The organism is Clostridium ljungdahlii (assembly GCF_001636845.1).
In the GTDB taxonomy this organism is placed as follows: Bacteria; Bacillota; Clostridia; order Clostridiales; family Clostridiaceae; genus Clostridium_B; species Clostridium_B ljungdahlii_A.
The window spans coordinates 88248-107852 of the sequence record NZ_LITT01000046.1 but is presented as its reverse complement, the minus strand read 5'-3'; the positions used below and the strand labels follow the sequence as shown (position 1 = coordinate 107852).

The 19605-nt window shown below is 33.0% G+C and carries 16 protein-coding genes and 2 riboswitches; all 16 genes read left to right on the top strand.

The genetic code is table 11. The annotated features are described in order from the left end of the window. The first annotated feature begins 77 nt into the window (after positions 1 to 77). The 16 genes from asrA (at position 78) to WY13_RS14580 (ending at position 19599) form a co-directional block, all read left to right on the top strand. The gene (asrA, locus tag WY13_RS14650; protein ID WP_063556357.1) at positions 78 to 1079 is read left to right on the top strand and encodes an anaerobic sulfite reductase subunit AsrA; all 1002 of its coding nucleotides are present in this window, start codon (positions 78 to 80) and stop codon (positions 1077 to 1079) included. Beyond that, positions 1080 to 1871 (top strand): anaerobic sulfite reductase subunit AsrB, encoded by a 792-nt coding sequence (gene asrB / locus WY13_RS14645; RefSeq protein WP_063556356.1) that lies wholly within the window; start codon positions 1080 to 1082, stop codon positions 1869 to 1871. A gap of 15 nt (positions 1872 to 1886) precedes the next feature. Next, the gene (gene asrC / locus WY13_RS14640; protein WP_063556355.1) at positions 1887 to 2834 is read left to right on the top strand and encodes a sulfite reductase subunit C; all 948 of its coding nucleotides are present in this window, start codon (positions 1887 to 1889) and stop codon (positions 2832 to 2834) included. Between the two features lie 31 nt (positions 2835 to 2865). Further along, positions 2866 to 4158 (top strand): MFS transporter, encoded by a 1293-nt coding sequence (locus WY13_RS14635; protein WP_063556354.1) that lies wholly within the window; start codon positions 2866 to 2868, stop codon positions 4156 to 4158. A gap of 50 nt (positions 4159 to 4208) precedes the next feature. Continuing rightward, on the top strand, positions 4209 to 6305 hold the full coding sequence (locus tag WY13_RS14630) for a molybdopterin oxidoreductase family protein (protein ID WP_431602468.1): 2097 nt from the start codon (positions 4209 to 4211) through the stop codon (positions 6303 to 6305). A gap of 5 nt (positions 6306 to 6310) precedes the next feature. After that, positions 6311 to 6718, top strand: a complete 408-nt coding sequence (locus tag WY13_RS14625; RefSeq protein ID WP_063556352.1) for a 4Fe-4S dicluster domain-containing protein — start codon at positions 6311 to 6313, stop codon at positions 6716 to 6718. A 5-nt stretch (positions 6719 to 6723) separates the two neighbouring features. Continuing rightward, positions 6724 to 7947 carry an NAD(P)/FAD-dependent oxidoreductase gene (locus WY13_RS14620; RefSeq protein WP_063556351.1) on the top strand — a complete coding sequence of 408 codons (1224 nt, stop codon included), beginning with the start codon at positions 6724 to 6726 and terminating at the stop codon, positions 7945 to 7947. A gap of 75 nt (positions 7948 to 8022) precedes the next feature. Next, positions 8023 to 8123: riboswitch (SAM riboswitch) on the top strand. A 566-nt stretch (positions 8124 to 8689) separates the two neighbouring features. Then, a complete protein-coding gene (nifB, locus tag WY13_RS14615; protein ID WP_063556350.1) occupies positions 8690 to 9961 on the top strand; it encodes a nitrogenase cofactor biosynthesis protein NifB in 1272 nt (423 codons plus the stop codon). Positions 9962 to 10057: 96 nt separating this feature from the next. Beyond that, on the top strand, positions 10058 to 10885 hold the full coding sequence (gene nifH, locus WY13_RS14610) for a nitrogenase iron protein (protein ID WP_063556349.1): 828 nt from the start codon (positions 10058 to 10060) through the stop codon (positions 10883 to 10885). A gap of 38 nt (positions 10886 to 10923) precedes the next feature. Beyond that, on the top strand, positions 10924 to 12435 hold the full coding sequence (locus WY13_RS14605) for a nitrogenase component 1 (protein WP_063556348.1): 1512 nt from the start codon (positions 10924 to 10926) through the stop codon (positions 12433 to 12435). Positions 12436 to 12446: 11 nt separating this feature from the next. Further along, positions 12447 to 13799: a nitrogenase component 1 gene (locus WY13_RS14600; RefSeq protein ID WP_063556347.1), complete on the top strand. Its 1353-nt coding sequence runs from the start codon at positions 12447 to 12449 to the stop codon at positions 13797 to 13799. A gap of 264 nt (positions 13800 to 14063) precedes the next feature. After that, positions 14064 to 14173, top strand: a riboswitch (SAM riboswitch). A gap of 84 nt (positions 14174 to 14257) precedes the next feature. Continuing rightward, positions 14258 to 14416: a YezD family protein gene (locus WY13_RS20685; protein ID WP_081442060.1), complete on the top strand. Its 159-nt coding sequence runs from the start codon at positions 14258 to 14260 to the stop codon at positions 14414 to 14416. 124 nt (positions 14417 to 14540) lie between these two features. Continuing rightward, complete coding sequence (locus WY13_RS14595) at positions 14541 to 15107, top strand: class I SAM-dependent methyltransferase (protein ID WP_192845040.1); 567 nt, start codon at positions 14541 to 14543, stop codon at positions 15105 to 15107. A 60-nt stretch (positions 15108 to 15167) separates the two neighbouring features. After that, positions 15168 to 15647 carry an S-ribosylhomocysteine lyase gene (locus WY13_RS14590; RefSeq protein WP_063556345.1) on the top strand — a complete coding sequence of 160 codons (480 nt, stop codon included), beginning with the start codon at positions 15168 to 15170 and terminating at the stop codon, positions 15645 to 15647. Between the two features lie 513 nt (positions 15648 to 16160). Continuing rightward, a complete protein-coding gene (locus tag WY13_RS14585) occupies positions 16161 to 18365 on the top strand; it encodes a DNA topoisomerase III (RefSeq protein ID WP_063556344.1) in 2205 nt (734 codons plus the stop codon). A 58-nt stretch (positions 18366 to 18423) separates the two neighbouring features. Then, entirely contained in the window at positions 18424 to 19599 is a 1176-nt protein-coding gene (locus tag WY13_RS14580; RefSeq protein ID WP_063556343.1) for an iron-containing alcohol dehydrogenase, read from the top strand. Positions 19600 to 19605 lie beyond the last annotated feature (6 nt).

The window sequence follows — 19605 nt, the reverse complement described above, 5'->3', positions numbered from 1 at the left end:
TTATGATATGTTAAATATATAACAACGATGATTACATGCTGTTAGGGTTACAAAAATTCTAAGGAGGGAATTGACAAATGGGGTTTCAAATTAGTAATGTGGAATTTGATAATTTTTTAAAAAAGCTGCAAAAAGAGTACAAAATCTATGCTCCAGTGAAATTAAAAGGTAAGGGAAGATTTTCGGATACAGATACAGTTAGGTATGCAGAGATAAATACTATTGAAGAAATAATATTTGAGGAAAAATCAAACTTTTCACCAAAAGAAGTGATGCTTCCAATAACTAAAACCTTGTTTTATTTTACAGAAGATTCTGTAATGGAACCAAAAGTGGATGACAAAAAGATATTGATATTTTTAAGAAGCTGTGACATCAATGCTGTAAGGAGAGTTGATGAAATTTATTTGAGAAATGGTGTAGAGGATCCTTATTATAAAAAAGTAAGAGATAAAGTAAAATTTGCACTTATGGAATGTGAACACAGCTTTGAAAACTGTTTCTGCGTAAGTATGGGCAGTAATAAGACAGAAAACTATGACCTATTTATAAAATATAAAGATGGAAAAGTTTCAGTAAAGTGTAAAGATGAAAGCTTTAAAAATTACTTTGATGGAATGACAGAATGTAATGTAGAACCTAACTTTGTCACAGAAAACGATGTAAAGGTTAAAGTTCCTGAAAATATGGATGTAAGTGTATTTAATGCTCCACTGTGGAAAGAGTATTCCTCACGATGTATTTCTTGTGGAAGATGTAACCTTGTTTGTGGAACATGCACATGTTTTAATATGCAGGACATTTTCTATAAAGACAATAAAAATGTAGGAGAGAGAAGAAGAGTGTTGACTTCCTGTCAGATTGATGGGTATACGGATATAGCTGGAGGACACAGCTTTAGACAGGATAAAGGACAGAGAATGAGATTTAAGGTTATGCATAAAGTTTATGACTTTAAGAAAAGATTTGGATATAACATGTGTGTTGGATGCGGAAGATGTGATGATGCATGTCCAGAATATATATCTTTTTCAAATTGTGTGAATAAGTTAAATGATACAGTGGGAGAGGTGAAATAAATGGAAAATGTATATTTGCCAAAGGCTAGTAAAATATTAGATATTACAAAACATACGGATATTGATTATACATTTAAAATGGAATTTGAAGGAGATGTAAAGCCGGGACAATTTTTTGAAATTTCCATACCTAAATATGGAGAAGCTCCTATATCTGTATGTGAAATAGGAGATGGGTATATAGGCCTAACTATAAGACGTGTGGGAGTAGTTACAGATGTCATTCATACTTTTTTTGTAGGAGATACTCTGTTTATGAGGGGACCTTATGGAAACGGTTTTGACTTAGATACATATAAGGGAAAAGAACTTATTGTAGCTGCAGGAGGAACTGGATTAGCACCTGTAAAAGGTATTGTAGACTACTTTGCTGCTAATAGAAATGAAGTTACAAATTTTAATGTTTTAATGGGATTTAAGTCACCAGATGATATATTGTTTAAAAAGAATATAGAAGAATGGAGAAAAAATGTTGGTGTTACTTTAACAGTGGACAAGGCTGATGAAAGTTATGGTGGGAATGTAGGCTTAATTACTACTTATATTAAAGATTTAAATATAAATAATGTGGAAGAAGTACAGGTAGTAGTAGTAGGTCCTCCAATAATGCTTAAATTTACTATAGCAGAATTTTTGAAGAGGGGAATTAAAGAGGAAAACATTTGGGTTTCTTATGAAAGAAAGATGTGCTGTGGTTTAGGAAAGTGTGGTCATTGTAAAATGGACGATACATATATTTGCCTTGACGGTCCGGTATTTAATTATGTTAAAGCCAAACTTTTAATGGATTAAAAAAGGAGGACGATTATGGATATCAATACAAAAGTTCTAAAAAAGAATGCATTTAGAGTAACTAAGGAAAGAGGAAAGACGGCCATAAGGATTAGAGTACCAGGTGGATATATAGAAGCAAAATATTTTGAAATAATTCAAAAGGTTGCACAGCAATATGGAAATGGAACAATTAATATTACTACAAGACAGGGCTTTGAAATACCTGGAATTGATATGAAAAACATTCCTGAGATAAATAGGATGATACAACCTGTTATAGAAGGACTTGAAATAAATCAAACTGATCCTAAAAATGGATATTCAGCATCAGGAACAAGAAATGTTACTGCTTGTATAGGAAATAAAGTCTGTCCTTTTGCAAATTATGACACCACTGCTTTTGCAAAGAGAATAGAAAAGGTTATATTTCCAAATGACTACCATGTAAAAGTAGCATTAACTGGATGTCCAAATGATTGTGTAAAAGTGAGAATGCATGATTTTGGAATTATAGGCATGACAGAACCGCAGTATGAAAGTTATAGATGTGTGGGCTGTAAAGCTTGTGTTAAAAATTGTAAACTAAGATCTGCAGATGCACTCAAATTTGAAAATTTTAAGGTCTTGAGGGATGCTAAAAAGTGTATAGGTTGTGGTGAATGTGTGGACAAATGCCCAATGGGGGCATGGACAAGAAGCAGTAAGAAGTATTTTAAATTGACTATCCTTGGTAGAACGGGAAAGAAAAATCCAAGATTAGGTCAGGATTTCATTAAATGGGTAGATGAAGATAGCATTGTGAAGATAATTTTAAATACCTATGAATATATAGATAAATATATAGACAAAAATGCTCCTGGTGGAAAAGAACATATAGGATATATCGTAGATAGAACAGGGTATCAGGAATTTAAAAAGTGGGCTTTAAAAGATGTAAATTTAGACCTTAAAGCTGAAGTTGCTGAAACTATAAATTGGTAAAGCACTTAAATCACAAATAGGAGGGGAAATAATGGATATTGTAAGTGTTAAAGGAAATTCCAAACAAGGATTAACAGGAGCAACCTTAGGTTTTTTTGTAGGATTTGCAGCAGTTGCACTTTATGGTGCCACAGCTGCTGTGTTTAAAAAAAGTTTTATAGATTTGAATCCTATCTTACTAGCGCTTCTTATTGCAATACCAAATTTATCAGGATCACTGCTTAGGATTCCATTTGCAGCTTGGGTTGACGTAGATGGAGGAAGAAAACCCTTTATTACATTACTTATACTTTCAATAATCGGTATGACGGGACTCTATATAGTTATGGCTTTTTTTAAGCAGGATTTAAGTAACTGCTATTCCCTGCTTTTGATATTTGGGGCACTGTCAGGCTGTGGTATAGCTACCTTTTCTGTAGGAGTTAGCCAATCGTCCTATTGGTTTCCACAAAATAAGCAGGGAGTTGCACTTGGCATATATGGTGGAGTGGGAAATCTAGCACCTGGAATATTTACACTTTTGCTTCCAAACGTAGCACTGCCACTTTTAGGATTATCAGGTTCTTATTTAGCCTGGTTGATATTCTTAATAGCAGGAACTATAACATATTTTATTATAGGAAAAAATGCTTGGTATTTTCAACTAATTCATGCAGGAGTGGGAAGAGAACAAGCAAAGATGACAGCTTCAAAGGAATATGGGCAGGAACTGTTTCCAAATGACAAAGTTAGTGAAAGTCTTATTATTTCTGCAAAGGCCTGGAAAACTTGGGCACTTGTTATAGTGTACTTTACCACATTTGGAGGCTTTTTAGCACTAACTAGCTGGCTTCCAACATATTGGACAACCTTTTTTAAGTTGAACTTGAAAGTTGCAGGTTTATTAACTGCCATTTACTCAATTACTACATCTGTTGTAAGAATTTATGGTGGAAAGATAGCAGATAAAGTTGGAGGAGAATCTACATCAATTACAGCACTTTTTATAATGCTTGCAGGTACAATATGCATGTTTATTGCTTCTTCAATGCCTTTAGCTGTTATAGGAATTTTACTCTTAGCTGTAGGAATGGGTGTGACAAATGCTGCTGTATTTAAAATACTTCCTAAAGAAGTTCCTCATGCTATTGGAGGTGCTTCTGGTTGGGTCGGTGGATTAGGAGCTTTTGGAGGTTTTGTTATACCGCCTTTAATGGCATCCTTTATAGATAAGACAGGTAAAAGCTTAAGTGGTTATTCTAGAGGATTTGTAATATTTATAGCACTTGCTTTGATTTCCCTTCTTATTATAGGTTTGTTGAAATCTACTTCAAAGGGTAAATGATTTTGAAATTTAAATCGTGTATTTTTAGTAAAAAATATTGAGAAGTGGAGATGAATTACGTGGAAGTAAAACAATCAACTTGTAATTATTGTGCACTTGGATGTAATCTGGACTTTTATGTTGAAGATAATAAAATAAAGAAAATACTTCCCACTAAAGGTTATCCGGTAAATGATGGATTTTGCTGTATAAAGGGATTAAATTTAAATAAGCAGTGCAGAAAATTTAAATCCAGTAAGTTGCCACTTTTGAAAGATGAAAGTGGGAAGATGAAAGTAATTTCTTGGGAGGATGCCTTTGAAACTTTTGCTTTCAGAATGAGATCTATTCAGGAAAAATACGGAACTGAAAGTGCAGCGTATTTGAGTACCGGTCAAATAACAACAGAAGAAATGGCTCTCTTGGGATTTATAGGCAGGTGCTGTATGCAAATAAACGGGGATGGAAACACAAGACTTTGTATGGCTACGGCAGCTGTAGCACATAAACAGAGCTTTGGATTTGATGCACCTCCTTATACACTGAAAGATTTTGAAATTTCTGACACTATTATATTAATTGGAGCAAATCCTGTGGTCGCCCATCCTATTATGTGGAGTCATATAAGAAAAAATGAAAAAGCTATAGTAATAACTATTGATCCTAGAAAATCCGAAACAGCAATTAACTCAAATTTATGGATAGATATCAAGCCGAAATCCGATATTATACTCTTTTATACCCTTGCAAATGTACTTATAGAAAAGAACTGGATTGATAAAGAATATATAGAGAAATATTCAGAAGGCTTTGAAGGATTTAAGGAACATGTGAAAAAGTATACTTTAGAAAATGTAGAAGAAAAAACTGGAATTTCGAGTAAAAGGGTAATGGAACTTGCAGAAATAATTCACAACGGGAAAAGAGTTTCATTTTGGTGGACTATAGGAATAAACCAAGGATATGAGGCAGTTAGAACTGCACAATCAATAATAAACCTTGCAGTTATTACCGGAAACATAGGAAAAGAAGGTACTGGAGCAAATTCAATAACAGGCCAATGTAATGCTATGGGTTCAAGAATATACAGTAATACTACAGCTTTATATGGAGGCAGAGACTTTGACAATCCAAAGCATAGGGAAGAAATTGCTTCTATTTTAGATGTTTCTTGTGAGATGATACCCAAAAAGCCAACCATACCTTACAATAAAATTATAGATAAAATAAACAGTGGAGAAATTAAGGCATTGTGGGTAATTGGAACAAATCCTAGACATTCCTGGGCTAATAATGAGGAATTTGAAAAAGCAGTTCAAAAATTAGAATTCTTGGTTGTCCAAGATATATATGATGATACGGATACTTCTAAATCATGTGATTTATTTTTACCTTCTGTTTCAGCTCTCAAAAAAGAAGGATTTCTTATAAACACGGAAAGGCGTTTGTCAGCTGTAACTCCAGTGTTAAAAAAAGAAAAAGGTGAACTTACAGATTATGATATATTACTTGGAATAGGAAGAGCACTGGAAGTAGGAAAACCCTTAGAAAAGTGGAAGACTCCAAGACATGCTTTTGAGCTTATAAAACAATTTAGCAGTAAAATGCCTTGTGATATAACTGGCATTGATTATGATATGCTGGTTTCATCAAAAGGAATACAGTGGCCTTTTAAAGAGGGGGATATATTAACTGGTGATGAGAGAAGGCTGTTTGAAGATAATAAATATTTTACGGCAGACAAAAAAGTAAAGCTCATTTATGAAGATGTAGCTCAAAAACCCTTTACCCAAACAGAGAAATTTCCATATATATTTAATTCAGGTAGGGGAACTGTGGGACAATGGCATACCCAGACTAGAACTAGGGAAATTGAATTTGTAAAAAATAGCTGCTTCACAGATCCTTATATTTTCATAAACTATAAATTAGCTGAAAAGCTGCATATAAAGGAAAATGAAAAAGTTGTGATTTTATCGGCAAATGGACATAAAAATGAATTTAGGGTTGTACTGACAAGAAATGTAAAAGAAGATCAATTATATGCTCCAATTCACTATATAGAAACAAATTCATTAACTCCATCCATATTTGATCCTTACTCAAAAGAACCTTCTTATAAATATGTGCCTGTAAATATTGAAAAAGTTTCACAAGTTAGGAGCTGATAATTTTGAAGAGAATAAAGATAGATAGAAGTAAGTGTATTGGATGCCTTACTTGTACCACAGCCTGTATTGTTTCACATGATTGTGTTGATAATAGAAGTAGAATTACGCTGAGTAGTAAAGGAAAATACGCTCCCATATTTTGCAGGCACTGTGACAGACCAGAATGTGTATATACGTGTATGACTGGTGCTATGAGAAAAAACCCAGATACCGGTATTGTAGAGTACGATAAAAATCAATGTGCAAGCTGTTTTATGTGTATAATGGCATGTCCTTATGGAGTGCTAAAGGCAGATAGTGAAAATAATAGAGAAATTATGAAATGTGATATGTGTCAGCATACGGAAAGTAAAAGTCCGCAGTGTGTAGCCAGATGTCCTATGCATGCTATTACTTTAGAGGAGGTGTAGTGTATATGACCTACGTTGTAATAGGGGCTTCTGCATCTGGTATAAATGGTGCAAGAACTCTTAGAAAACTTGAACCTGATGCAGATATAATATTGGTTTCAAAAGATGAATATGTCTATTCCAGGTGTATATTACACCATTATATTAGTAATAAAAGAAATATAGATGCACTCAATTTTTCGGAAAAGGATTATTTTAAAAAGTACAACATAAAATGGATGAAAGGAATTGCAGTAGATAAGCTAAAAGATGAAGAGCATGAAATAGAGCTTTCAGATGGAAGCAGGTTAAATTATGACAAGCTTCTTGTAGCAAGTGGAGCAAGTTCTTTCATACCTCCCGTGGAAAATCTTAGAGGAGCAAATAATGTAGTAGGACTTAGAAATTTGGAAGATGCACAAAAAATAAAGGATGCAGCTAAAAAAGTAAAAAATATAGTTGTACTTGGAGCAGGCCTTATAGGAATTGATGCAATTACAGGGCTTTTAGGTTATGGATTGAATATTTCAGTTGTAGAAATGAACGACAGGATTTTAGCAGTTCAGCTTGATAAATATGCAGCGGGCAGATATGAAGATTTATTTAAAAAAAATGGAGTAAATTTAAAATTAGGAGTTAGAGCAGAAAAGCTTTTAGTTGATGAAGCTAATAATCCTAAAGAATTGCTTTTAAATACAGGCGAATTAATTCCCTGTGAGTTTGTAGTTGTATCAGCAGGAGTTAGAGCAAATACTGCTTTTTTGCAGGGGAGTAATGTGGAATTTGACAAGTTTGGACTTATCATTGATGAAAGAGGGCAGACAAATATGGATGATGTCTATGGTGCAGGTGATGTAACTGGAAGAAATCCAATTTGGCCTACAGCTGTTAAGGAAGGGATTGTAGCAGCTAGTAATATGGCAGGAAAAAACCTTTTAATGACAGATTTCTTTGGAAGTAAAAATACCATGAATTTTTTAGGACTAGCAACTATGTCTCTGGGAAATGTATCAGTTCCAGATGAAAGCTATAAAGAAGAAATAGAAACTAAAGATGGTAATTACAAAAAAGTAATACATAAAGATGGTATAATATACGGTGCCATAATTCAAGGGGATTTATCTTACGCAGGTATATTGACTCAACTTATTAGGAGAAAAATAAATATTTCATCTATTAAGAAATCCATTTTTGAAATAGATTATTCAGATTTTTTTAATATAAAGGAAAATTTAGAGTATACTTTCTAAAAAATATAAAGGGAAATTTATGGTTGACAAACAAATAAATATAGTTTACACTATAGTACAATTAAACAAATAAATTTCTTATCAAGAGAGGCAGAGGGACTGGCCCTGTGATGCCCGACAACCTGAATTTATATTCAAGGTGTTAATTCCAGCAGGTAAAACCTGAGAGATGAGAAACAAGAGGACATAACTTCCTGTAGTTTCTGACAGGAAGTTTTTTATCTTTAATAAGACATGTTAAATATTTTAATATGGCTCGTTACTCTTTGAGCACTCATCCGATTTTAAAATAAGAAGTTTTATTTAAAATAATGCATTAAATGTCTATTGGTTGACTAGAAAACTAGAGGTCAAGTTTCATTTATCTACATAGAAAAATTTCGAGGGCAAGATTTTTCTATGGTGTGAAACTTGGCCTTTTTTATTGAAATAATTAATGGATTAATATGTAGTTAAGTAAAAATTTAGTTGATCAGAAAACTGAAGGCTAAAGTAATTTAAATATTGCTTTGGCCCTTTTTATCCGATCGCTACCATTGCTAACACCCCCATCTTTTTCAAAGTCGGGGATAAGCACTGCTACGCGCCTGGATAAGTTCTTCCCCTAAAGGATAACGTATTCTAAGTGCTAAAGACACTAAGAATACTGTTAATAAGGTTCAGATGGAGAAAAGGTATTCCTTATAAGCAAACTCCACCTGAACCTAAGAATCACTTGATGTAGAAAAGGAGATAATAAAATATGAGTAAAGAGCTTGCAATAAAACCTATTAGTGAAAAGACACTTACACATCCTTGTTATAATTGTATTGCCCATAAATATGCAAGAATGCATATACCTGTGGCTCCAAAGTGTAATGTAAGTTGTAATTTTTGCAATAGAAAATATGATTGTGTAAATGAAACCAGACCTGGAGTAACAAGTGAAGTATTAACACCTGAAGGAGCTAGAGACAAATTTAAAATAGTAAGGGATAAGGTAAAGAATTTGACAGTAGTAGGTATAGCAGGGCCTGGTGATCCTCTTGCAAATTTTGATGAGACTAAAAAATCCATAGAATTAATAAAGAAAGAATCAAAAGATATTACTTTTTGTCTTTCAACTAATGGTTTAATGCTTCCTTTTTATGCAGACAAATTAATAGAATTAGGAGTTACACATTTGACTGTAACTATAAATGAAGTTGATCCTAAAATAGGTGGGAAAATATATAAATTTGTAAACTATTTAGGAGATGTTTTTGTTGGAGAAGAGGCAGGAAGAGTACTTTTAAATAATCAATTGTCAGGACTTAAATATGCTGCACGAAAAGGAATAGTATGCAAAGTAAATATAGTTATGATAAAGGGAATTAATGATCTGCATATCCCTGAAATAGTAAAGAAAGTTAAGGAATGTGGAGCATATATGACAAATATTATGCCTCTCATACCTGTTAAGGGAAGTGTATTTGAGAATAATCCTACAGTAACTGAAGTGGAATTGAATGATATGAGAAGAGATTGTGAGTTAACATTAAAACAGATGTATCACTGCAGGCAGTGCAGGGCAGATGCTATAGGAACCTTGGATAATGATGTATCAGGCGAGTTCAGAGAAAGCACAGAAAGTTCACAAAATAGTGAAAACAACTTAGAGGATAAAAATATAATTCAATTGAAAAGCTATAAGTATAGATTTGCTGTTGCAAGTAAATCAGGTGTAAGTATAGATGAACATTTTGGACATGCAACGGAATTTTATATATATGACGTGATAAATGATGAAATTAAATTTAGGGAAAAGAGAAAGGTAAATAGATACTGTAGTGGGGGATATGACTGTGGAGAACATGAGGATAGAATAAAAAATATAATAAAAAGTGTAATTGACTGTAATGCAGTACTTGTAGTTAGAGCAGGATTTGAACCTATAGATAGACTGCATGAAAAGGGCATAAGATTATTTCAAATGTACCAGGAAATAAATGAAGGCATAAGAAAAGCTGCAAAATTACTTAAAAAAGGTGAGTAAATTAATTATTAGTTGACTGGAAAACCAGAGGCTAAATGAAATTTATATTTTATTTAGTCTCTATTTTTTTATTTTTAAATTAGGAGGAATATATAAATGAGACAAATAGCTATTTATGGAAAAGGTGGAATAGGTAAATCTACAACTACACAAAATTTAACTGCAGGTTTATCTGAAATAGGAAAAAAGGTTATGGTAGTTGGATGTGATCCAAAGGCAGACTCTACAAGGCTGCTTTTGGGAGGACTTGCACAGAGGACAGTACTTGATACGTTGAGAGAAGAAGGTGAAGACGTAGATCTAAATTATATATTAAAAGAAGGTTTTAATGGTATAAAATGTGTAGAATCAGGAGGACCTGAACCGGGTGTAGGGTGTGCAGGAAGGGGTATCATAACTTCCATAAACATGCTCGAAAGACTGGGTGCGTATACAGAAGATCTGGATTATGTTTTTTATGATGTTTTAGGAGATGTTGTATGCGGAGGATTTGCTATGCCAATTCGTGAAGGAAAGGCAAAGGAAATATATATTGTAGCAAGTGGTGAAATGATGGCACTGTATGCAGCAAACAATATATCAAAGGGAATAAAAAAGTATGCAAATAAAGGTGGAGTTAGATTAGGTGGAATTATATGCAACAGCAGAAAGGTAGACAATGAAGAAGAGCTTTTGGAGGCATTTGCAGAGGAACTAGGTACGCAGCTTATTTATTTTGTACCAAGAGATAATGTAGTTCAAAGGGCAGAAATCAATAAACAAACAGTAATACAATTTGATCCTGAATCAAACCAGGCAAGAGAATATAGATCCCTGGCAGAGGCAATAGAAAAGAATGAAAATTTTGTAATTCCAAAGCCAATGTCACAAAAAAAGCTGGAAGAAATATTTTTAGCTCATGGACTGGTAGAGCAGGTAGTATAAGATATCATCATTAGAAATTCAATGAGGAGGTAAAATTAATGAAATTTAATCTTAAAACTTCAGTAGTAAAAACACGTGAGCAGCGACTTGGAACTATTATTGGATGGAAAACTGGAAAAGCTTCTGAGCTTTCCAGGGATTCTGCCTATACATGTGCAGGCTGCAAGGGAAATGGAGGAAAAAGATTGTGTGAAGCCTCAGGGCCATTTACACAAGGTTCAACCTGCAGTGAACAAATGGTAGAATGTCAGGCTGGAAATGTAAGAGATGCAGTATTAATTCAACATGCACCAATAGGTTGTGGAACAGGACAGGTAGCATATAATTCAATATATAGAAATGGTCTTGCCATTAGAAATTTACCTATTGAAAATATACAAATAATAAATACTAATATAAAAGAAACTGATATGGTATTTGGTGCACTTGGCAAATTAGAGCAATCTATAAGGGATGCATGGAATAGACATCACCCTAAAGCAATTTTTGTTGGCACTTCATGTGCTTCTGGAATTATAGGTGAAGATGTAGACAGCGTTGCAGTTAAAATGCAAGAAGAACTTAAAATACCTGTTATACCAATGCCATGTGAAGGCTTTATGTCAAAGCACTGGAGCACAGGTTTTGATGCTACACAACACGGTATTTTAAGACAAATAGTAAATAAAAATCCTAAAAAACAAAAAAATCTTATAAATGTAATTAATCTTTGGGGAAGTGATGTGTTTACTCCTATACTAAAAGAACTTGGTCTTGAAGTAAATTATGTTATTGATTTAGCTAAAGTAGAAGATCTGGAGAAGCTTTCAGAGGCTGCTGCAACTGTTACATTTTGTCATACGTTGTCTTCTTATATGGCAGCTGTTCTGGAAGAACAGTTTGGAGTACCGGAGGTTAAAGCTCCACAGCCTTATGGAATTGCAGGAACTGATGCCTGGATAAGAGAAATTGCCAAGGTTACCCATAGGGAAGAAAAGGCAGAAGCTTATATAGAGAGAGAACATAAGAGAATAGCACCAAGGCTAAAAGAGCTTAGAGAACTTCTAAAAGGGAAAAAAGGTTATGCAGCTACAGGTTCGGCATATTCCCATGGACTTATTGCAGTACTTAAAGAACTAGGAGTTCAAGTGGATGGTTCTCTTGTATTTCACCATGATCCTGTATATGACAGCAATGATCCAAATAAGGATTCTCTGAAATTTTTAGTAGATAACTATGATGATGTTCCTAAATTTAGTGTGAGCAACAGACAGCAGTATCAATTTTATGGACTATTAAAAGAAGTTAATCCAGATTTTATTCTTATAAGACATAATGGATTGGCACCTCTTGCATCTCGTATGGGAATTCCAGCAGCACCACTTGGGGATGAACATCATGCTGTAGGTTATCAGGGAATTTTAAATTTAGGGGAAACAATTCTTGAAATATTAGCTCACAAAAAGTTTCATCAAGATTTGAAAGAACATGTAAAATTGCCTTATACAAAATGGTGGCTTGATCAGAAAGACCCATATATACTTGAAAAGCAAAATTATGCAGTGGAATAGGAGTGAAAATAGTGACAAATACAAAAAATGTAGAGAAATCAAATTCAATAGAACAGGTCAGATATGGATGTGCCATTGGGGCAATGCACAGTGCCTTTGCAATTCCAAGGGTTATTCCAATTACTCACTGCGGTCCTGGATGTGCAGATAAGCAAACTTCCAATATATCTTTTTATAATGGATTTCAAGGAGGAGGCTATGGAGGAGCATCTGTTGTACCAAGCACCAATATACATGAAAAAGAAGTTGTATTTGGAGGCGAAGATAGACTGAGGGAATTAATTGAATCATCCTTTAAAGTTCTTGATGCAGATTTATTCGTAGTTATGACAGGATGCATACCAGATACCGTAGGAGATGATGTAGGAGCTGTAGTAAGTGAATTTCAAGATAGAAATCTTCCTGTGGTATATGCTGAAACAGGAGGATTCAAAGGAAATAATTTTATTGGGCATGAGCTTGTAACAGAAGCTATTATTGATCAGTATGTAGGAGATTATAAGGGACCTTTGAAAAAAGGACTTGTAAATGTCTGGTCACTTCTTCCATATCATAATACTTTTTGGAGGGGAGACCTTACAGAAATTAAAAGAATTCTGGAAGGTGTAGGTTTTGAAGTCAATATTTTATTTGGACATGAGAGTAGTGGAGTTTCAGAATGGAAAAATATCAAAAAGGCACAGTTTAACCTTGTGCTTTCCCCATGGCTTGGACTTAAAACTGCAGAACATTTAAAAAAGAAGTATGGACAGCCATATCTGCATATTCCTACAATCCCTATAGGAGCAAAGGAAACAAGCAGTTTCTTAAGAAAGGTAGTGGATTTTGCAGGCATAGATAAAAATAAGGCAGAAGAATTTATTGAGAAGGAAGAAAGAAAATATTATGAGTATCTGGAAGATTTTTCTGACTTTTATGCAGAGTATTGGTGGGGACTACCTGCTAAATTTGCAGTTGTAGGTGACAGCGCCTATAATTTGGCGGTAACAAAATTTTTAATAAATCAGCTTGGACTTATACCTGCAAAACAAATTATTACTGATAATCCACCAGAAAAATACAGAGATCTTATAAAAGAGCAGTATAAAAATATAGCAGAGGATGTTTCAACAGATGTGGAATTTGAAGAAGATAGCTATACAATACATGATAAGTTGAGGAAAACTGATTTTGGACACAAGCCTCCTATTATTTTTGGTACTACTTGGGAAAGAGATTTGGCTAAAGAATTAAAGGGATTTATAGTGGAAATAGGATTCCCAGCATCTTATGAGGTGGTTATATCAAAATCATATATAGGTTACAGAGGAGCTCTTACCTTGCTTGAAAAAATATATACTACTATAGTTAGTGCCAGTGCTTAGTTTATATAACTGCCCAAAACATTTGGTTGAAGTAACTTGAAGGAAGATGAGAGAGGAAGTCATGTAACTACAGTAGATATAACCCTTTTTTATCAAATTTATTTTGTGAAAAAGGGTTTTTATTTAACTTTATTAATTTACTTAGGATATAATCAAATACGATATACTAAACATTATCACAATTCAATCATAAATAAAATGAGAGAAAAATTAGACGTTGATAAATGGATAATAATATTGTATAATTATAATAATTTAATATTATTCTTATCAAGAGCGGCGGAGGGACTGGCCCTATGATGCCCGGCAACCTGGATATAGTGAAATATATTCAAGGTGCTAATTCCAACAGGAATATACCTGAAAGATGAGAGATTAGAGAGAATTAATAACTTCTTGCATTTCATCTGCAGGAAGTTTTTTTATTAACAAATATAAAGCGATATTGGGGAGGGATAATGGTGGATAAAAAAAGACTCTGCAGGGGTATTTCAGAAAAGGATCTGGATAGATTGTTGGATATGCTAAAAGTAGTTAACTATGGATCAATAACTTTAGTTATTCAAGATGGTAAAGTTGTACAAATAGAAAAAAGTGAAAAAGTTAGGTTGGTATGATATATTTTTACTTCATATATAGATAAAGGAAAGTATGGGCTTTTAAATTTACAGATTAGATGTATAATATGATATAGAAATTATTACTATAATGTTTTAGTAAAAGTTATGGAGCTGGTACTTGATGCAAAATTATTTTACAAATGCAGTTAATATAGCTAGGGATATATGTAAAAGAAAACTTAATAAAGGTGATATAGCAGTGGATGCTACTATGGGAAATGGAAATGATACGGAACTTCTAGCAGAACTTGTAGGAAGCTCTGGAAAAGTTTATTCTTTTGATATACAGGAAACTGCCCTTAAAAATACAAAGGAAAAGTTAATGAAAAACAATGTATCTGAATGGGTAAAATTAATACATGATGGTCATGAAAACATGAACAAATATGTAAAAGATAAAGTAAATCTCGTTATTTTCAATTTGGGATATTTGCCTAAAGGGGAACATTCTGTTACAACAAAATCAGCAACTACACTGGCTGCACTTAAAAAAACTTTGAAATTAATATGTAAAAATGGAATAATAATTTTAGTTGTATATTATGGACATGAAGAGGGAAAGTTTGAAAAAGAAGAACTGGAGAAATATACAGAAAAATTAAATCAAAAGGAATATAACGTAGTCAATTTATGTTTTACAAATCAGGTTAATAATCCGCCTATGATCATTGCAATTGAAAAGAGATAATCGTTTGACGCAAAAGGATATAAATGCTAATATACAATTAGTTTTAGGAGGCGATAGGCAATGGAAAAAATTGCAAGTTTTACAGTTAATCATTTAAAATTACAGCCAGGTGTTTATGTATCGAGAAAAGATAAGTTTAAAGATGTAGTCCTGACTACTTTTGATATAAGAATGACAAGACCAAATTTTGAGCCTGTTATGAATACAGCAGAAGTTCATACTATTGAACATTTAGGTGCGACTTTTTTGAGAAATCATAAAGTGTATGGATCTAAAACTGTGTACTTTGGACCTATGGGGTGTAGGACAGGCTTCTATTTAATACTAGAAGGAGATTATAAGTCAGAAGATGTAGTGGACTTACTTAAAGAAATGTATAAGTTTATTGCAGATTTTGAAGGAGACGTACCTGGAGCAGCTGCAAAGGATTGTGGAAATTATTTAGATATGAATCTTTCTATGGCAAAATATCTAGCAAATAAATTCCTAAAGGAAGTTTTAACAAATATCACAGATAAAAACCTGAATTACCCAGACTAATGCTTGAAAATATATTTTAAACAAAAAATCAACTTATACTACGTATAAGTTGATTTTTAAGTTAGCCTAATTAAAAATTTAAACTTATACATGAAATGTAATGACAAAATTGAAGTTATACTTAAAAGCCTTGTTTTGCAGTTTAAGCAAAGCTTTTAAAAAGAACAAAGTTTAAATAACAAAGAACAGATAAAGACGATTTCTATCGTACCTCAGGAAATCTATAATTTTAATATTTTCTGACGTTAGGAAGAAAATTATCCCTATTTGATATTTGAACTTTGAACTTTGTTCTTTAAAAATATCGCATGAGTTAACTTTCAAGTTATAAATCCTATATATGAGAAGTCTGAAGCTATTCAGGCTGCTCAACTTGTAAAGAGGTATAATAAATCGTATAATATGAAATAGAAGTTTTTACAATAATATAGTAAATTTTAAACCAACATTGTTTTGTATTTAATAAATAAAGACAAATATAATGATATTAATAAAGCATGAAAGGAAATAAATATGGGTAAAATATTGGTATTGGCTGAAAAGCCTTCTGTAGGAAGAGAAATTGCGAGGGTCTTAAAATGTCGTAAAAAAGGCAATGGATGGTTAGAAGGGGAAAAGTATATTGTAACTTGGGCTTTGGGCCATCTAGTTACTTTAGCAGATCCAGAAGCTTATGATGATAAATATAAAACTTGGAAGCTAGAAGATCTACCAATGCTTCCTAAGTATTTAAAGCTTGTAGTTATAAAACAAACTGGCAAACAATTTAATGCAGTAAAGGAACAATTAAATAGAAAAGACGTAACAGAAATTGTTATTGCTACAGATGCTGGAAGAGAAGGGGAACTAGTAGCAAGATGGATAATTGAAAAGGCTAGAGTAAATAAGCCTATAAAAAGACTTTGGATTTCTTCTCAAACAGATAAAGCTATTAATGAAGGCTTTAGGAATTTAAAACCTTCCTCACAATATGATAACTTATATAGAGCAGCACAGTGTAGGGCGGAAGCAGATTGGATTGTGGGACTTAATGTTACAAGAGCATTAACTTGTAAGCATAATGCTCAGCTTTCAGCAGGAAGAGTTCAAACTCCAACTCTAGCTATGATTGTTCATAGAGAAGAGGAAATTAAAAACTTTAAACCAAAGGATTACTACAGTATAACTGGAAATGCCAATGGATATACTCTTCAATGGCAAAATGGTAATGGACATTTTAATACTTTTGATGAAAACTTTGCAAATAAAGTAGTATCAAAAGTTAATGGCCAAAATGGGAAAATACTTGATGTAATAAAATGCGATAAGAAAAAATATGCACCAGCACTTTATGATTTAACAGAGCTTCAAAGAGATGCCAATAGACTTTTTGGTTACTCTGCAAAGCAGACACTTTCTATAATGCAAAGGTTATACGAGAATTATAAATTTTTAACTTATCCAAGAACGGATTCAAGATATATTTCAGCTGATATAGTACCTACGTTGCCAGAGAGATTAAAAGCAATATCAGTAGGAAATTATAGCAAATTTGCCATGGAGATTATGAGAGGAAAAATAAGAGCACATAAGGGCTTTGTAGATGATAGCAAGGTTTCAGATCATCATGCTATAATTCCAACAGAGGAAAGAGTTATTCTTTCAAGGTTAAGTAATGAAGAAAGAAAAGTGTATGATTTAGTAGTTAAAAGATTTTTAAGTGTTATGCTTCCTCCTTTTGAATATGTGCAAACAACTGTAAAGGCAGAAATCAATGGAGAGAATTTTGCAGCTAGTGGAAAGGTAATTAAATCAAAGGGATGGAAAGCTGTATATGATAAGGATGAAGACTTTGATGATAATGATGGGCTGCATGAAAATCAATTAAAGGAACAGGTACTTCCGGACTTGAATAAAGGAGATAGTATAAAGCTTACAGCAGTTAAAATGCATAAGGGACAGACTAAACCACCTGCAAGATTTAATGAAGGAACATTGTTATCTGCCATGGAAAATCCACAAAAATATATTAATATGAATAAGGAATATGCAAAAACTCTTGGAGAAACAGGTGGACTTGGAACAGTTGCTACAAGAGCTGATATAATTGAAAAATTGTTTAATACTTTTTATATAGAGAAAAAAGGTAAGGAAATAATCCCAACTTCTAAAGGAAAGCAGGTTGTGGAATTGGTTCCAGAAGATTTAAAATCGCCACTCTTAACTGCAAAATGGGAAACTGACCTGAATTTGATAAGTAAGGGAAAACTAAATGATAAAAGCTTCATAGGTAATATGAGGAATTATTCAGTAAAGCTTGTGGAAGATGTAAAAGGAAGCCATGATAAATTTAGACATGACAATTTATCAGGAACTAAATGTCCTGAATGTGGTAAATATATGCTTGAGGTAAATGGAAAGCATGGAAGAATGCTTGTATGCCAAGATAGGGCTTGCGGCCATAGAGAAAATTTAGCAAAATTAACTAATGCAAGATGTCCTGAATGTCATAAAAAATTGGAACTTAGAGGACATGGAGACGGCCAAGTTTATGTTTGTATAAATAATAATTGTAATTTTAGAGAGAAGGCATCATCCTTTAATAAAAGATTTGATAATAAGCAAGGCAAGAACAGTAAAAGAGATGTAGCAAATTATATGAAGAAGATGAAAAAAGAAAGTGAAGTTCCAATGAATTCAGCTTTAGCAGATGCATTGGCTAAATTGAAATTAAAATAATAAAGGCTATTTTATTGTTTAGCATAATCAGAAAAATTAATAAGTGAGGGATGTTATTATGGAAAACTTTATTTTTAAAAATGCTACAGAAATTATTTTTGGTAAGGATACCGAAAATCTTGTAGGAAGTAAAGTAAAGGAATATTCAAAGTCAGATAAAATACTTTTTTGTTATGGGGGAGGAAGCATAAAAAGATCTGGTCTCTATGATAGAGTTATAAAGTCCTTAAAAGAAAATGGCATTGAATTTATAGAACTTCCAGGAATTAAACCTAATCCAAGATTAGGACCTGTTAAAGAAGGTATAAGACTATGCAGAGAAAATAATATAAAATTTATACTATCTGTAGGAGGAGGGAGTTCAGCAGATACGGCTAAAGCTATTGCTGTAGGAGTACCTTACAAAGGAGATGTATGGGATTTTTATACGGGAAAAGCTGAAGTAAAAGAGGCTCTTCCTGTAGGAGTTGTAATAACATTACCTGCTACAGGTACAGAATCTAGCAATAGTTCTGTTATTATGAATGAAGATGGTTGGTTTAAAAAAGGATTAAATACGGTACTTATAAGACCTGCTTTTTCAATTATGAATCCTGAACTTACTTTTACACTGCCAGAGTATCAAACTGCTTGTGGTGCTTGTGACATTATGGCACATATAATGGAAAGATATTTTACAAATGTGAAACATGTAGATTTAACTGATAGGCTTTGCGAAGCTTCACTTAGAAATGTTATAAATAATGCCCCAATAGTCTTAAAAGATCCTAAAAATTATGATGCTAGGGCAGAAATTATGTGGACTGGTACTATAGCTCATAATGATGTGCTTAGTACAGGTAGAATAGGTGATTGGGCTTCTCACAAAATTGAACATGAATTGAGCGGGGAAACAGATATTGCACATGGAGCAGGACTTGCAATTGTATTTCCTGCATGGATGAAATATGTATATAAACATGATATTAATAGATTTGTACAATTTGCAGTAAGGGTATGGGATGTAGATTTATCTTATAGTTCCTGTGAAGATATTGTACTTGAAGGCATAAGGAGAATGACAGTATTTTTCAAGAGCATGGGGTTACCTGTAACTTTAAAAGAAGGAAGTATAGGAGAAGATAAAATTGAAGAAATGGCTAATAAGTGCACGGATAATGGGACTAAAACTGTAGGACAATTTGTAAAACTAAATAAAGATGATATTGTAAAAATATTAAATTTAGCTAAATGATATTGA

Bases quoted from the DNA above. Each gene is read 5' to 3' on its own strand.
- asrA (WP_063556357.1), top strand. From the start codon at position 78: ATGGGGTTTCAAATTAGTAATGTGGAATTTGATAATTTTTTAAAAAAG.
- asrB (WP_063556356.1), top strand. From the start codon at position 1,080: ATGGAAAATGTATATTTGCCAAAGGCTAGTAAAATATTAGATATTACA.
- asrC (WP_063556355.1), top strand. From the start codon at position 1,887: ATGGATATCAATACAAAAGTTCTAAAAAAGAATGCATTTAGAGTAACT.
- WY13_RS14635 (WP_063556354.1), top strand. From the start codon at position 2,866: ATGGATATTGTAAGTGTTAAAGGAAATTCCAAACAAGGATTAACAGGA.
- WY13_RS14630 (WP_431602468.1), top strand. From the start codon at position 4,209: ATGAATTACGTGGAAGTAAAACAATCAACTTGTAATTATTGTGCACTT.
- WY13_RS14620 (WP_063556351.1), top strand. From the start codon at position 6,724: ATGACCTACGTTGTAATAGGGGCTTCTGCATCTGGTATAAATGGTGCA.
- nifB (WP_063556350.1), top strand. From the start codon at position 8,690: ATGAGTAAAGAGCTTGCAATAAAACCTATTAGTGAAAAGACACTTACA.
- nifH (WP_063556349.1), top strand. From the start codon at position 10,058: ATGAGACAAATAGCTATTTATGGAAAAGGTGGAATAGGTAAATCTACA.
- WY13_RS14605 (WP_063556348.1), top strand. From the start codon at position 10,924: ATGAAATTTAATCTTAAAACTTCAGTAGTAAAAACACGTGAGCAGCGA.
- WY13_RS20685 (WP_081442060.1), top strand. From the start codon at position 14,258: ATGGTGGATAAAAAAAGACTCTGCAGGGGTATTTCAGAAAAGGATCTG.
- WY13_RS14595 (WP_192845040.1), top strand. From the start codon at position 14,541: ATGCAAAATTATTTTACAAATGCAGTTAATATAGCTAGGGATATATGT.
- WY13_RS14590 (WP_063556345.1), top strand. From the start codon at position 15,168: ATGGAAAAAATTGCAAGTTTTACAGTTAATCATTTAAAATTACAGCCA.
- WY13_RS14585 (WP_063556344.1), top strand. From the start codon at position 16,161: ATGGGTAAAATATTGGTATTGGCTGAAAAGCCTTCTGTAGGAAGAGAA.
- WY13_RS14580 (WP_063556343.1), top strand. From the start codon at position 18,424: ATGGAAAACTTTATTTTTAAAAATGCTACAGAAATTATTTTTGGTAAG.